Annotated in this window: 15 protein-coding genes and 2 pseudogenes; 13 read left to right on the top strand and 4 right to left on the bottom strand. The window is 69.1% G+C overall.

Features of this window, described 5'->3' with window-relative positions:
• The 3 genes and pseudogenes from BR98_RS42700 to BR98_RS31085 all read left to right on the top strand — a co-directional run.
• Positions 1 to 510 (top strand): annotated as a pseudogene (locus tag BR98_RS42700) (alpha/beta fold hydrolase); the annotation flags it as partial.
• Positions 495 to 812: an alpha/beta hydrolase gene (locus BR98_RS42695; RefSeq protein ID WP_407639547.1), complete on the top strand. Its 318-nt coding sequence runs from the start codon at positions 495 to 497 to the stop codon at positions 810 to 812. The pseudogene BR98_RS42700 and the gene BR98_RS42695, both read left to right, overlap by 16 nt.
• 161 nt (positions 813 to 973) lie before the next feature.
• On the top strand, positions 974 to 1417 hold the full coding sequence (locus BR98_RS31085; protein WP_035850054.1) for an ATP-binding protein: 444 nt from the start codon (positions 974 to 976) through the stop codon (positions 1415 to 1417).
• 175 nt (positions 1418 to 1592) lie between these two features.
• On the opposite strand, the gene BR98_RS31080 is transcribed toward BR98_RS31085, so the two are convergent.
• On the bottom strand, positions 1593 to 1772 hold the full coding sequence (locus BR98_RS31080) for an alpha/beta hydrolase fold domain-containing protein (protein ID WP_035850053.1): 180 nt from the start codon (positions 1770 to 1772) through the stop codon (positions 1593 to 1595).
• 129 nt (positions 1773 to 1901) lie between these two features.
• On the opposite strand from BR98_RS31080, the gene BR98_RS31075 reads away from it, so the two are divergent.
• The 3 genes from BR98_RS31075 to BR98_RS38555 are packed head-to-tail and all read left to right on the top strand — an operon-like array spanning position 1902 to position 4314.
• Positions 1902 to 2555, top strand: a complete 654-nt coding sequence (locus BR98_RS31075; RefSeq protein WP_035850051.1) for a DsbA family protein — start codon at positions 1902 to 1904, stop codon at positions 2553 to 2555.
• Positions 2556 to 2604: 49 nt separating this feature from the next.
• Complete coding sequence (locus tag BR98_RS31070; protein WP_035850049.1) at positions 2605 to 3417, top strand: MBL fold metallo-hydrolase; 813 nt, start codon at positions 2605 to 2607, stop codon at positions 3415 to 3417.
• A 3-nt stretch (positions 3418 to 3420) separates the two neighbouring features.
• Positions 3421 to 4314: an aquaporin gene (locus BR98_RS38555; protein WP_198042314.1), complete on the top strand. Its 894-nt coding sequence runs from the start codon at positions 3421 to 3423 to the stop codon at positions 4312 to 4314.
• Here the strand turns inward: BR98_RS38555 and BR98_RS31060 are convergent.
• Together BR98_RS31060 and BR98_RS39810 are read right to left on the bottom strand one after the other, a co-directional pair.
• Positions 4196 to 5146, bottom strand: coding sequence for a helix-turn-helix domain-containing protein (locus BR98_RS31060; RefSeq protein WP_035850045.1), 951 nt, complete (start codon positions 5144 to 5146; stop codon positions 4196 to 4198). The two genes, BR98_RS38555 and BR98_RS31060, sit on opposite strands and share 119 nt — an antisense overlap.
• Positions 5147 to 5348: 202 nt before the next feature.
• The gene (locus tag BR98_RS39810) at positions 5349 to 5486 is read right to left on the bottom strand and encodes a hypothetical protein (RefSeq protein ID WP_157538005.1); all 138 of its coding nucleotides are present in this window, start codon (positions 5484 to 5486) and stop codon (positions 5349 to 5351) included.
• 108 nt (positions 5487 to 5594) lie between these two features.
• On the opposite strand from BR98_RS39810, the gene BR98_RS31055 reads away from it, so the two are divergent.
• Positions 5595 to 6233, top strand: a complete 639-nt coding sequence (locus BR98_RS31055) for an MEDS domain-containing protein (RefSeq protein WP_232247699.1) — start codon at positions 5595 to 5597, stop codon at positions 6231 to 6233.
• 908 nt (positions 6234 to 7141) lie between these two features.
• Positions 7142 to 7630, top strand: a pseudogene (locus tag BR98_RS41705) (PP2C family protein-serine/threonine phosphatase); the annotation flags it as partial.
• A 20-nt stretch (positions 7631 to 7650) separates the two neighbouring features.
• On the opposite strand, the gene BR98_RS31045 reads toward BR98_RS41705, so the two are convergent.
• On the bottom strand, positions 7651 to 8565 hold the full coding sequence (locus BR98_RS31045; protein WP_035844502.1) for an IS982 family transposase: 915 nt from the start codon (positions 8563 to 8565) through the stop codon (positions 7651 to 7653).
• Between the two features lie 160 nt (positions 8566 to 8725).
• Between BR98_RS31045 and BR98_RS31040 the strand changes: the two genes are divergently transcribed.
• From BR98_RS31040 to BR98_RS42690, 5 genes are all read left to right on the top strand, one after another.
• Positions 8726 to 9403 carry an alpha/beta hydrolase gene (locus BR98_RS31040; RefSeq protein ID WP_035850037.1) on the top strand — a complete coding sequence of 226 codons (678 nt, stop codon included), beginning with the start codon at positions 8726 to 8728 and terminating at the stop codon, positions 9401 to 9403.
• Between the two features lie 103 nt (positions 9404 to 9506).
• The gene (locus BR98_RS31035; RefSeq protein WP_407639514.1) at positions 9507 to 10235 is read left to right on the top strand and encodes a SpoIIE family protein phosphatase; all 729 of its coding nucleotides are present in this window, start codon (positions 9507 to 9509) and stop codon (positions 10233 to 10235) included.
• A 241-nt stretch (positions 10236 to 10476) separates the two neighbouring features.
• On the top strand, positions 10477 to 11745 hold the full coding sequence (istA, locus tag BR98_RS31030; protein ID WP_035839006.1) for an IS21 family transposase: 1269 nt from the start codon (positions 10477 to 10479) through the stop codon (positions 11743 to 11745).
• Complete coding sequence (istB, locus tag BR98_RS31025) at positions 11745 to 12566, top strand: IS21-like element helper ATPase IstB (RefSeq protein ID WP_035839004.1); 822 nt, start codon at positions 11745 to 11747, stop codon at positions 12564 to 12566. Before istA ends, istB begins: the two co-directional genes overlap by 1 nt.
• 491 nt (positions 12567 to 13057) lie before the next feature.
• Positions 13058 to 13174 carry a tyrosine-type recombinase/integrase gene (locus BR98_RS42690; protein ID WP_083977192.1) on the top strand — a complete coding sequence of 39 codons (117 nt, stop codon included), beginning with the start codon at positions 13058 to 13060 and terminating at the stop codon, positions 13172 to 13174.
• The last annotated feature ends 642 nt before the right edge of the window (positions 13175 to 13816 follow it).

The following is a 13816-nucleotide window of genomic DNA, read 5'->3' as shown; positions in this document are numbered from 1 at the left end:
ATGTCCACGAAGTCCATCGTCCTGATCCACGGTCTGTGGCTGAGCCCGCACAGCTGGCGGCCCTGGATCGACCGGTACGAGGCCCAGGGCTACACCGTCCACGCCCCGGCCTGGCCCGGCGTCTCCGAGCTGCACGAGCCGCTCGACCACGACCGGGCGCCCGCTGGCCTGGGTGTGCGAGAGATCGCCGACCACTACGAGCGTTTCCTGCGCACCCTGGACGAGCAGCCCGTCATCATCGGCCACTCCTTCGCGGCCTGGTCACCCAGATCCTGCTGGACCGCGGTCTCGGCGCCGCCGGCGTCGCCTTGCACCCCGCGCAGGCCAAGGGCGTCCTGCGCCTGCCGCTGTCCACGCTGCTCGCCACCCGGCCCGTTCTCGGCAACCCCGCCAACCTGCGCCGTACCGTCAAGCTCACCGACCGCCAGTTCCGCTACGCCTTCGCCAACACGGTCACCAAGGAGCAGGCCGCCACCGAGCGCGCCCGCTGGTCCGTGCCCGGCGTGGGCCGTCCCCTGTTCCAGGCCGGCTTCGCCAACTTCACCCCCGCGCGCAGCGCCGCCACCGCCATCCGGTTCGACAACTCCGACCGCGCACCGCTGCTGCTCGTGGGCGGCACGGCCGACCACATCGTGCCGGCCGCGGTGGTCCGCGAGACCCATCGCCGCTACCGACGGGCCAAGGCGCTCACTGAGTACAAGGAGTACGCCGGCCGGGACCACGGCACGGCCCTGCACGAGGGCTGGGAGACCGTCGCGGACGACGTCCTCGACTGGGCTCGGCAGGTGCGACGACCCGCCCACACCTACTGATACCGAACCGCGAGCTTCAGATGCTTACCGCAACCCCGCACCATCGCGGTGGTCGGATCACACAGGCACCTGAGCATGAGGCGCTCGCCTCCGCCGTCGACCGCCGTCCCCCTCGTCAGGAGGACCGCACGAGGTCCGCATGCCAACCGATTGCGGGCGCCGTGCTCTCCTGCGAGTGGACGGCGGCGACGGATCACCCGACCGTCCACATCCGCCACCATGTCGCCGAAGCCCTGCACGCGCTCGGCTTCGCGCAGGACCGCATCGATGACGTCGTCCTGGCCGCCTCCGAGCTCGCGGCCAACGCCACCGAACACGCCGAAGGCCCCTACCGCCTCCTTCTCCACAACGCTGGGCCCACCTACCTCTTGGAGTGTCACGACCACAGCAGCACGCTCCCGCCCGTCGACCCCCGTCCGGCACCGCCGACTCACGACTCGCCCCTCAGCGAACCCGACGCCGACGCGCTACTGACGCAGATGGGAGAGCGTGGCCGCGGACTCGCCATGCTCAGCCATCTCTCCAACGGGCGCCTCAGCGCCCAAACGACGCCCACCGGCAAGAAGGTGCTCGTCACCCTCATACGCGACGCGAGGAAGGCGTGATCCCGGTCTGCCCTCAATGGAACCGAATGGTCCCTGCTCTCTGTGCCACAGGGGCTCCGGCTCTGTCGCTGGCACCCGCGCCGCGCCCGTGATCGCGGCGAGCACGCCGCTGTTCCCGAAGAACGGGTCGACAGCCACTCGTGACGTCAACGTCTCCCCGACAGGTGCGGCGAGATCAGGAACGCTCCGGCCGACCGGCGTCCCTGAGCCTGAGAAGCAGCGCGGCGCTCATGCCGCCACCCGCGGAGTCACCTGCGACGACGATCTTCGTCGGATCGACGCCACCCGGCCCGATCAGCCACTCATACATTTGCGACGACGTCGTCGAGACCGGTCCGCCGCTGAGGAGAATCACGAGAGTGTCAGTTTTCTACCATGGCTTGTCGTCCTCGTATCCGAGGGTGCGCGTGTTCCGACCCTAGCTTTGAGGGTGTCAGCCGGCAGAGACAGGGAGCTGGCTGACGGAATTCGGAAAGGACGACACATGATGACCTCCGCGGGGCGCATTCCACTGACCTACGCCTTCGACGCCTACTGCGGGTGGTGCTACGGCTTCGGCCCGGCCCTCCATGAGTTCGCCGCCGCCAACGCGGACCGGATCGAGCTGAGGGTGCTGTCCGGCGGCCTGTTCACCGGCACGCGCGCGTTGCCGGTGTCCGCTTACCCGCACATCCCCGGGGCCAACGAGCGCATCGCCCAGCTGACGGGTGTCACGTTCGGCGACGGCTACGGTGCCGCGCTGGTGGACGGCACGGTGGTCATGGACTCCGCCGACGCCGCCACAGGCCTGGTCGCCCTGCGCAGCCAGCCGGGCGCGAACGCCCTGGATGCCGCCGCCGCCATGCAGCGCGCCTGGTACGTCGACGGCCGTAGCCTCTCCGACGCCGAGGTCTACCGGGACATAGCCGCCGAACTGGGCCTGAACGCCGACGCGGTGACGGCCGCATACGCCTCGACCGCCACCCGTGCAGAGGCCGCGGCCGACTTCCTGAAGGTGCGCCGTCTGGGCGTTGACGGCTACCCGACACTGCTGCTGCACACCGCCCACGGCACCGACCGTCTGGGCGGTCCCGTCTCCTCGGCCGACGCGCTCACCTGTGCCCTGGACCAGCACCTGGCCGTCGCCACAGGCGCCTGAACCCACCCTTACAACACTTCGACCACAACACCCGGAAAGGCAGTACCCCATGTCGACCACCCTGACGTACACCGTCCACACCGCCGACGACACCGGCCTGCACAAGTCGTCCGTCCTGATCACCGGCGAGCGCGAAGCCCTGCTCGTCGACGGCCAGTTCACACTGGCCGAGCAGCACCGGGTGCTGGCGGACATCATCGACAGCGGCAAGCAGCTGACCACCGTGGTGGTCACCACCTCCGACCCCGACTACTACTTCGGCCTGGAAGTGATCCGCCAGGCGTTCCCGGACGTCCGGATCGTCGCCACAGTCACCACCGTGGAGAGGATCAAGGCCAGCTGGGAAGGCAAGCTCAAGACCTGGGCGCACCTGGGCCGGAATCTGCCCACGGAGGTGATCATTCCGGAGGTGCTGGACGGGGACCGCGTCAGCATCGAGGGCCACGACTTCGAGCTCCGCGGCGGCCACCCGGACCTGGTCTGGCGCACGGAGTACCTGTGGCAGCCCGAGGACCGCGCGGTGGTGGGCGGGGTATTGCTCTTCGCCGGCCTCCACGTGTGGACCGCTGACACCGCCAAGCCGCGCGAGCGGTCCGCCTGGGCGGAGACGCTTGACGAGATGGAGCGGCTCGCCCCGCGCTTCGTTGTGGCCGGCCACCGCTCCGCCGACTCCGCCACCGACGCCTCCGTGATCGCGTACACGCGCAACTACCTCGCCGAGTTCGAGAAGGAGCTGGCCGCGAGCGGCAACGACTCCGAGGCGCTGAAGGCCGCGCTCTTGGAGCGCCACCCGGACCTGGGCCTCCTGGTGGCCCTGGACCTGGGCGCCAAGGTCGCCACCGGCGAGATGACGTGGGGCTGAGCGATGCTCACCTCCGCCCGTGTGCCCGCGCGGCGGGCCACCGGGACGACGTCCGGCGGCACCGGCAGAGCCGGGGCCGCCGGAACCCCCGCGCCTTCGGGCGGCACGACCGCCCGGGCCGCGGCCACCGTTGAGTTCGCCCTCACCGGCGGCGTGCTGTTCGTCCTGGTCACCGCCGTCCGATGGGTGATGGCCTCCCCGCCCGGCCTGGCCCTGCCCGACCCGCACCTCCAGCTCGCGGCCGTGGCCGTGATCGTCGGGGCGGCGCTCGCATGGGCGCTGTCCTCACCGTGGGGCCGTCGGTCCGGCGGCCACCTCAACCCGGCCGCCACCCTCGCCCTGTGGGTGGCCGGCGCCTTCCCCGGCCGCCGCGTCCTGCCGTACATGACCGCCCAGCTCACAGGTTCCCTGGCCGGCACCGGCCTGGCCCGCCTCGTCTGGGGCCCGGTTGTCGGCGATCGTATGGCCTACGCTGCGGTCCGGCCCGCTCCCTCCCTGTCGGCCGCCGCCTTGTTCACCGCCGAAGCCGCCGCCACCGCGGCGATCCTCGCTGTCGCCCTGCTGGCGATGTCCCGCCCCGCGTGGACACGCTGGATCCCGGCCGCCCTGCCCTTCGCCACGGCCGTGGTCATCGTCATCCTCGGCACCCTCACCGGCGGGTCCGCCAACCCCGCCCGCCAGTTCGGCCCCGCCGTCTGGGCCCACCAACCCGTCTACTGGTCACATCTGTGGATCTACCTGGTGGCACCGCTCGCAGGAGCGGCCCTCCCCGCCCTGGTCATCCGGTACCGATCCCATCGCCCCCGCCGCTCTCCCCACTCTCCGAGGAGTGACCCCGCACGGTTGCGCGGAAGGCGATCGGAGACTGACCTGTGCGCTGATGGAAGTACTTGCTGAAGTTGGTGGCGCTGGTGAAGCCGAGCTGTGCCGCGATACGGGAGGCCGACTGGTCGCCGTGCGCGAGGAGGCGTTTGGCTTCCAGGACCACCCGTCGGTCGATGAATTCCTTGGCTCCCACCCCTGCGCCGGCGAGTGTGGCCCGGGAGAGGGTACGGGGCGAGTAGCCCAGCGCCCGGGCGTAGTCCTCCAGGCGGCGCGTCCGGGCGAAGTCGCGTTCGACCGCGTCACGAAAGTGGACGAAGGTCTCCCCCGGCTCCGGGGCCGGGCTGCCGACCGCCGCCGTGCCCTGCGAAAGGCGCAGCACCAGAACCGCCAGCAGGTGGCGCAGCACCGCCACATGAGCTTCCAGCGCAATGCCGCGCAGCGCCTGGAACTCGAATGCCAGATGATGCACGGCCATCTCCAAGGCGTGGCCGTCCTCCGGGTCGGGAACCAGGAGCACGGGTGCGTGCGGATCGTCCACACGCGCGGCTGCCACGGTGCCCGGATCAACGACATCGCGCTCGAAGAGAACCAGAGTGCCCTCGGCCTCGTGCAGATCACCCCACTGCTGCACCTGACCGGGCCGGACCCACAGCCAGGAGCCCGGTTTGAGGGCGTAGCTGGTGAAATCCACCATGTGCCACAAGGAGCCGCTGGAGATAGTGATCAGGTGGTGGAACGTCGGCCGCTGCGGTGTCCGCAGCCCCACCCTGGCCATGCGGACGGCGGCCCGCTCACGCAGTTCCGCCAGGGACATGACCTCGACGCCGGTCGGTATGCCGACCGGCGGGGCAAAGGCGACGTCCGCGATCTCGCGCGGGCTGTCATGTCGTTTTCTTACCGTCACCAATAGTCACCATGCACAGAGCCAGCCTGTCCAGCTCTCAGCCGGAGGGGTGGGTGGTCGTACAGACTGCGGCCGGATGCCACCAATCGCAGCATAGAGACTGAGCCGCACGCGACAGCCTTGGGCGCCACCGAGCGCGGCATGGATGCCGACCCGCCGGGCCTTTGCGAGGTCGCGCAATCCCTCTCGGGGGCCCAGCCCATCAGCGGCCGCGCGCCACGAGCTCGGTGGCGTGCGAGGTGCGGACGCCGGCACGGCCGCTGCGGTTCGAGATCTCGACCTCGTGGGGTTCAGCGGCGTCCGGGTCGGCGGAGACGAGGAGGGTGTCGAGGAAGGCCACCCTGCTCTGCGTCCGCGTCCGTCACCCGCACCTTGGCAGGATCGCCGGTATCCGAGCCCCTCCGCCGGTGCCGCTCTCCGGCACGAGCGGTAGCAGGACCCGGCGATTATGCTGACCAGTGAAGGGACGATGCAGATGGCTTCCGAATCCATAGCCCTCGGCCTCTCCGGCCTTCGGATCTTCCCAGGCGACCACATATGCGTGTTCTACCCGACCCGGGCGGATCGCGACGCGGTCGTGCTCCCGTACCTGCGGCAGGGGCTCGACGCCGGCCACATGTGCGTCGGCACGATGGACAGCGCCGACGCCGAAGGACTTCTCGACACGTTGCGGAGCCAGGTCGACGTCCCCTCGGCACTCGACCGGCACCAACTGGAGATGTACACGTCGGCGGAGAGCATCCTGCGCGGCGCCCCGTTCTCCGCGCAGACCGTGCTGGACTTCTGGGAGCGCAACATCGACAAGGCCCAGCAGGCAGGCTTCGGCTTCACCCGCATGGTCGGAGAGATGGAGTGGGCCCTGCGCCAGATGCCCGGCGTCGAGGCGTTGGTGGGATACGAGGCCGCCTTGAACCAGGTGGTGCAGCGCAGCCCGATGGTGGGTCTATGCCTGTACGAACTTGACCAGTTCGGCGGCGATGTCCTCGTGGACGTACTTAAGACCCATCCCAAGATGCTCATCGGGGGCACGGTGTTGGACAACCCCTACTACCTCCAGCCCGACGAGTTGCACACCCTCAGGCAGTGACCGTGGGCGGCCCCGCTGATGCAGCGGCCCGGGACGTGCAGCTGCGCGATCAGCTGTCGAACCTGCGCGGGCTGCTCATGCTCTCGATGGTGATGACCGAGAGTGACAGCGAGAAGAAGATCCTCGACCTCGCAACGACATCGGTTCCCTCGATCAGCTCCTGCCGGATGGTGGGCGTGTACCTGGACGGGAGGTGGCAGGATCGCTTCACACGCCTTCCCTCGAAACAGGCACGGCTCCGCGTCGAGGAGCAGCTGCGCGGACTCGGGCCTGTCGGCGGGGCGGTCGACGTTCCGGGCCGGGCGTGGGGCTGGGGACTGCCGCTGCGTTGTCTTCGGGAGCACATGGGCTACTGCGTTGTGGACGCACAGGAGGCGCCGTCGGAGGCCGTTCAGTTCCTGCTTCGTGTTCTCGTCCAGCACATCGGGGTGGCCCTGGCGAACGTGCGGCTGCATGCCAGGGAGCGGGCTGCGGCCGAGGAGTTGCGGGGCGTGAACGCCGCACTGGCCGACGCGGTCGAAGCGCTGGAACGGACTATCGGCATTCATGAACGGCTGACCCAGGTCGCCGTGGCCGGTGAGGGCCAGGAAGGGATCGCCCGCGCCGTACACGAGCTCACCGGCCACCCGGTCGCGGTCGAGGACCGTCACGGAAATCTGCGGGCCTGGGCGGGACCGGACCGCCCAGAGCCCTACCGGAGGGATCCCCGCAGTCGGCGCGACCGGATTCTCCGCCGGGCCCTACAGGAGGGCCGACCGGTCAGAGAGGGCGACAGACTCATAGCCGTCGCCAGCCCGGGCGCCGACGTACTCGGCGTACTGGTACTGATGGATCCCGCCGGGACGGCCGGGGACCGGGCGCAGATCGCGCTGGAGCACGGCGCCACCGTCCTGTCCATGGAACTGGCGCAGCGCACGGCCTCCCTCGCGTTGCAGCGCAGCCTGCTGCCCCACGGGCTGACCGGAGGAACCGCAGTGGACGTGGCGGCACGCTACGTTCCGGCGGGCGCCTCACTCGGTGCGGGTGGTGACTGGTTCGACAGCATCCCGTTGTCCGGCGCCCGGGTCGCCCTGGTCGTCGGAGACGTAGTCGGTCATGGCATCCACGCGGCCGCCACCATGGGACGGCTGCGTACGGCCGTGCGCACACTCGCCGACCTCGACCTGCCGCCCGACGAACTCCTGGCCCATCTGGACGACCTCGTCATCAGCCTCGTGGAACAGGACAGCCGGGACGAGGAGGAGGCCGCCGCCGCCATGGGAGCCAGGTGCCTGTACGCCGTCTACGACCCGGTGAGCCGCCGGTGCACGCTGGCCCGCGCAGGTCACCTCCCGCCGGTCCTCGTCCGGCCGGACGGCACCGCCACCCTGCCTGAGTTGCCGCCGGGACCTCCCCTAGATGGTCGATTCCAAGAGGTTTAGTGGTCGTAGGGTGTCAACGCCCGCATGATCGGCTGGCCGGTGCGGTTGTTGTGCCAGATGGCGGCGGTGAGCGCGAGGATGCGCTGCAGGACGCGGACGGCCACGCCGCCGGGCGTGCGACCGCGGTGCCGTTCGAGGTCGAGCTGGCCCTTGAAGGTTTCGTTGACCGACTCGATGACCTGCCGCAGCGGCTTGAACAGTTGCAATCCGGCCCGCTCGGCCTCGCCCTTGCGGGCCGGCCGCAGCAGACGGATGTCAAGCTCGGCCAGCTGCTGCTCGAACTCCCGGCCGAAGTAGTTCTTGTCGCCGATCAGCGTCTGGCCCGGGCGCTCGGCGGTGAGCTGCGGCTCGATAGCGAGCAGGTCGAGCAGCGTCTCGCGTTCGTCAGCCTTGGCCCCAGTCAGTGCGAAGGCGACCGGCAGGCCGTGCAGGGTGCAGACCAGGTGCAGCCGCAGCCCCCAGAAGTAGCGCGAGTGGCTGGCGCAGTACCCGTACTGGGCCCATCCGGCCAGGTCGGAGCGCTTGACGGTCTCACGGGAGCGTCCGCACTCGACCGGAGTGGAGTCCACGACCCACACGTCGTCGGTCCACAGCGTGGTATCGCGGGCCAGCGTTCGGGTGACGTAGCGGATCAATTCGGCGGCCTTGCGCAGCCGCTTGTTGTAGCCGGGTTGCTGGGGCAGGTAGGGGAACAGGTGCCGCAGGCGGGCGTGGGCGTGCCGCAGCCAGCGGGCTTCGGAGGTGAAGCCGAGCATCGCCTGCATCATCGCCAGCGTCACCAGCTCGGCGTCGCCGAGCTGCGGCGCGATGCCCACGGCTGGCCGCCACGGAGCGAACTGCGGCGATTCCTTCAGCAAGTCGTCGGTCTTCACATAGAGTGCGGTCGCGAGGGTGTCCAGATTGTTCGTCACACAATGATCATGGATGCCCTCGCCTCCTCACCGCGTGGACCAAGTCCTCCCGAGTGCGTGGACAACTCCAGCCCAGCGGTGGGGCATTCGCTCGCCGTGCCTCGACGGGCCGAGCGACGGCGTTGAGGCACCGCGTCTGCTACCGAGGGGGTCACTGACGATGGCTACGTACGTGTTGATTCCCGGTGCCGCGTCCGGCCCGTGGTACTGGCATCTGCTGGAGGCCGAGCTGCGTGGGCGGGGCCATGACGTGGTGGCGGTGGACCTGCCGTGCGACGACGACTCGGCTGGGCTGGCCGAGTACGCCGACACCGTGGTCGACGCCATCGGTGATCGCGCCGACCTGATCCTGGTGGCCCATTCCTTCGGCGGGTTCACCGCCCCGCTGGTGTGCGATCGCGTGCCGGTGGACCTGCTGGTGATGCTGCAGGCACAGATCCCGGCACCGGGCGAGAGTCCGGGCCAGTGGTGGGCCAACACTGGCTACGAGCAGGCCAGGCGCGAACAAGACGAACGCGACGGCAGGGACCCCGACGACGACACCGCTCTGTTCCACCACGACACCCCGCCAGAACTCGCCGCCGAGGCTCAGAAGCACACGCGCACGCAGTCGGCCACCCCGTTCATGAAGCCATGGCCACTGGCCGCGTGGCCGGATGTGCCCACGAAGTTCCTGCTGTCCCGGGACGACCACTTCTTCCCCGCCGAGTACATGCGCCGGATCGTGCGGGAGCGCCTGGGCATTACACCCGACGAACTGCCGGGCGACCACTGCCCTATGCTCGGCCACCCCACAGCGCTGGCCGACCACCTGGAGGCATACCGAACCGGGGTGTAACAGCCACCCGGCTCCACGCCCGCCTTCCACGTCAGCACTGGGCTGCTGGTCGGCATCCACCTACTCGATCTCGACGTAGAGAAGCACCGCCGGGATCCCCGGGTTGCTCGGCCCACACCATGATCACGGCGCCCTCACCCATCGCCGCACATCACCCCTTGGAATAGGTCATCTAGGACTCGGGACGCTGCCGTTCGAATCCGCCGAGCTGGAACTGCCCGAAGGCACGGTGATCGCCCTGTACACCGACGGTCTCGTCGAATGCGGAGACCGGGACATCGACGAGGAAGTCTCCCGGCTGCGCACCGCCCTCACCCGTCCCGGTCCGACGCTGGACGCGGTCTGCGGTGCCGCGATCGAGACCTTGCTCAACGGGCCCGTGTCCGACGACGTCGTTCTGCTCCTCGCCCGCACCCACGCTCTCGGCCAGGACCAGGTGGCCTCCTGGGACCTGCCCCCCGAACCGTCAGCGGTCGCGAACGCGCGCAAGCTGGCCACCACACAACTCGCGGCGTGGGGACTCGACGACCTGGCATTCACCACCGAACTCATCGTGAGCGAGCTGGTCACCAACGCCATCCGCTACGGGGCGGAGCCCATCCGCCTCCGCCTGATCCGGCAGGACGTCGTGATCTGCGAGGTCTCGGACGGCAGCAGCACCTCACCCCGCCTGCGGCACGCCCGCACCACCGACGAAGGCGGCCGTGGTCTGTTCCTCGTCGCGCAGTTCACCCGCCGCTGGGGCACCCGTTACACAACGACCGGCAAAATCATCTGGGCGGAGCAGAACCTTACGGACAGGGACAGCACCCTGGAGAACCTGTTCGACTAACCCTCGTCGAACGAACTTGCCGGCGTGATGCCGCATCAAGCAGTGACCAGATGCCGTCAAGGGGTTCGCGGCCGCTGCATGTCGTTCTCAGGGCGAACAGCTCGGCGACCTGCATCCGGATGCGCTCGCGAAAGGCCCTCTCGGCGACGGGTGAAAACTGACCGCTGAACGGCGGATCAAAGGTGACCCACCTCGCGATCGTCTGATCATCCTGATCTTCATAGAGGGTCAGGAGGAGAGGGTGATCCACGTGGAGGACTGGGCCGAGATCCGTCGGCTGCATCGGGCCGAGCAGATGCCGATCCGGGCGATCGCCCGCCATATGGGCATCTCGAAGAACACGGTGAAGCGGGCCCTGGCCACCGACCAGCCGCCCGTCTACCAGCGTCCGTTGAAAGGATCGGCGGTCGACGCGTTCGAGCCCGCGATCCGCGAGCTGCTCAAACAGACGCCGACGATGCCCGCGACAGTGATCGCCGAGCGGATCGGATGGACCCGCGGGCTGACGATCCTGAAGGAACGAGTGCGTGAGCTGCGGCCGGCCTACCTGCCCGTCGACCCGGTCTCGCGGACCGTCTACCAGCCGGGCGAGCTCGCGCAGTGCGACCTGTGGTTCCCGGCCGTCGACATCCCGCTCGGCTACGGCCAGTCCGGCCGCCCGCCGGTTCTGGTCATCGTCTCGGGCTACTCGCGGGTGATCACCGCTCGGATGCTGCCGTCGCGCCAGACCGGCGACCTGATCGACGGGCACTGGCGCCTGCTCGCCGACGGCTGGGGAGCCGTCCCCAAGACCCTGGTCTGGGACAACGAAGCCGGAGTCGGCAAAGGCAGGCTGACCAGCGAGTTCGCGGCGTTCGCGGGACTGCTGGCCACCCGGGTCCACCTCTGCCGCCCCCGCGACCCGGAAGCGAAGGGCCTGGTCGAACGCGCCAACGGCTACCTGGAGACCAGCTTCCTGCCCGGCCGCACCTTCACCGGACCCACCGACTTCAACACCCAGCTGGCAGCCTGGCTGCAGATCGCCAACCGGCGGATCCACCGCTCCATCGACGCCCGGCCCATCGACCGCTGGGAGGCGGACCGGGCCGCGATGCTCCAGATTCCGCCTGTGTCGCCGCCCAGCTGGTGGCGCTTCCACACCCGCATCGGCCGCGACCACTACGTCCGCGTCGACACCAACGACTACTCCGTCCACCCGCGCGCCATCGGCAAGACCGTGATGGTCCGCGCGGACAACGAGGAGGTCAGCGTCATCGCGGGCAACGACGTCGTCGCCCGGCACACCCGCTGCTGGGCCCGCCACCAGACCCTGACCGACCCCGAGCACGCAGCTGCGGCCCAGCTCCTTCGCGGCGAGGCGATCCGCCAGCAAGCCGCCCGCGCGGCCACCGCCCGAGCCGCCCTGCTGGCCCCGGACAGCCTCGGCATCGAGGTCGAGCAACGCGAACTGGCGACTTATGACCGCATGTTCACCCTCATCGAGGGCGGCGCCGGGAAGGAGGAACCCTGATGACACCCACCCCCACGACCAGCGCGGCCAAGCCCGACGGCCAGGCCCGCACCGGGCGACAGACCGCAGCCGACCTGGCGTTTTGCGCCCGCGCACTGAAGGCCCCGGCCTTGCTGGACGCCGCCGAAAGGCTGGCCGAACGCGCCCAGGCCGAGTCCTGGACCCACCTCGAATACCTCGTCGCCTGCCTGCAGCGCGAGGTCTCCGCCCGCGACAGCCACGGCGGCGAGGGCCGCATCCGCGCCGCCCGCTTCCCCGCGATCAAGACGATCGAGGAACTCGACCTCACCCATCTGCGCGGGCTGACGCGCCAACAACTCGGCCACCTGGGAACATTGGACTTCATAGCCGCCCGCGAGAACGCGATCTTCCTGGGGCCGCCGGGCACCGGCAAGACGCACCTGGCGACCGGGCTCGCCGTCCGGGCCTGCCAGGCCGGCCACCGGGTCGCGTTCGCGACCGCCGCCCAGTGGGTCGACCGCCTAGCCGCCGCCCACCACACAGGACGGCTCCAGGACGAGCTGATCAAACTCGGCCGTTACCCGCTGATCGTGGTCGACGAAGTGGGCTACATCCCGTTCGAGGCCGAGGCCGCGAACCTGTTCTTCCAGCTGATCTCGAACAGATACGAGAGGGCCAGCGTGATCGTCACCAGCAACAAGCCCTTCGGGCGCTGGGGAGAGGTGTTCGGTGACGAGACCGTCGCCGCAGCGATGATCGATCGGCTCGTCCACCACGCCGAGGTCCACTCCCTCAAGGGCGAGTCCTACCGCATGCGGGGCCGCGATCTCGGTCGCGTCCCCGCCACCGACAACGACTGAACACGAGCGCTGACGACGCGAAAAGGGTCAGATCTCGACCGACCAAAGTGGGTCACGGTTCAGCCGCCGCCGACAGGCCCGTTGCTGTGCGGCGAGCCGTCAGGTGCGGTCGCCGCGGCTGCCACTCTGCGGTCGAGATGCGGCGAAGTCGTTCTCTGCCTCACTTGACCGTGCAGCGAGCATCTGACGCATTTCGGCGTCCGTCTGGACTGTCCAGTCGACGAATTCAACGTCTCTCGGCATGCCATCGACGACTCGCCCGCCCTGCTGCCACCGCCGTCACCGGAGTGGGTGAACGAGTTCTGACCGCCGTGACCGAACCAATCTGGCCAGTACGGCCCCCGGTCAGCGCAGAAGATCTACGGCGCTGACACGCAAAAGCGCCCCCGCGCTACCCAACACCACCAACGCGCCCGTCGATTGATCGGATACACCACGAGGCGGGACATCACCCTGGCCGTGGCCGACTGCGGGAAAGATGCCGGGACAAGATGATGCATTCACTCAGGCACCTGTTTGCGTCTGAGGCGCTGAACGAGGGAGTCGACATCTACACGCTCGCCGATCTCCTCGGCCACGAAGACCCGGCCTTCACCATCCGCAGGTAAGTCCACCGCGTGGCCCGGTCTTCGAGAAGGCCCGTAAGGCACTCGGTCGGCGCTACCGCCTGGCCGCCTAGCCTCCGATCCGGGGCCCAGCGCTGTCCTCGCGCCGCCCAGGTCGGTGGCGCTGTGTAGCAACCCGACCTGGACGGCACAGGCGGCCTACTCAGCACCGTTCAGCGCTTCTCGCTGCGTCTCATCGTCAAGGGCCCCGCGTGTGCACTGGATGTGAAATGATCTTCCGTGAGACCCATGTTTCCGCAGGCCAGAGGCATGTTCGATCAGAACTACGACCTGTAGGACCCCCTCTGACCTGCGGAAACGTAATTCGATCTCTCAGCGTTTCCGCAGGTCAGACACCCTTCTGACCTGCGGAAACGCTGTCTTCGGAGCCGCCGCCGATGGCCTGACGGCTCGCGATGTGAAATGAGTGTGAAACGGAGAACGGGCCCGCGGAGCCGCTGCGATCCGTCAGCTTCACCTGGGCGTGGCGACAGGCGGCCCCCGCCCGACCGGAAGCCGCTCCGAGGATCTTGCGGCACAGGCCGAGTTCGAGCTTTACCCCCAAGCCGCAGTGCTGTCAGTACGACCTTCTATTGCTGAGCTGCCGCTGAGGAGGGCGGGGCGAGCGACTCAGGAGTCGGCGTT

Source organism: Kitasatospora azatica KCTC 9699 (assembly GCF_000744785.1).
Lineage (GTDB): Bacteria > Actinomycetota > Actinomycetes > Streptomycetales > Streptomycetaceae > Kitasatospora > Kitasatospora azatica.
This window is presented reverse-complemented; position numbering and strand designations above follow the sequence as displayed.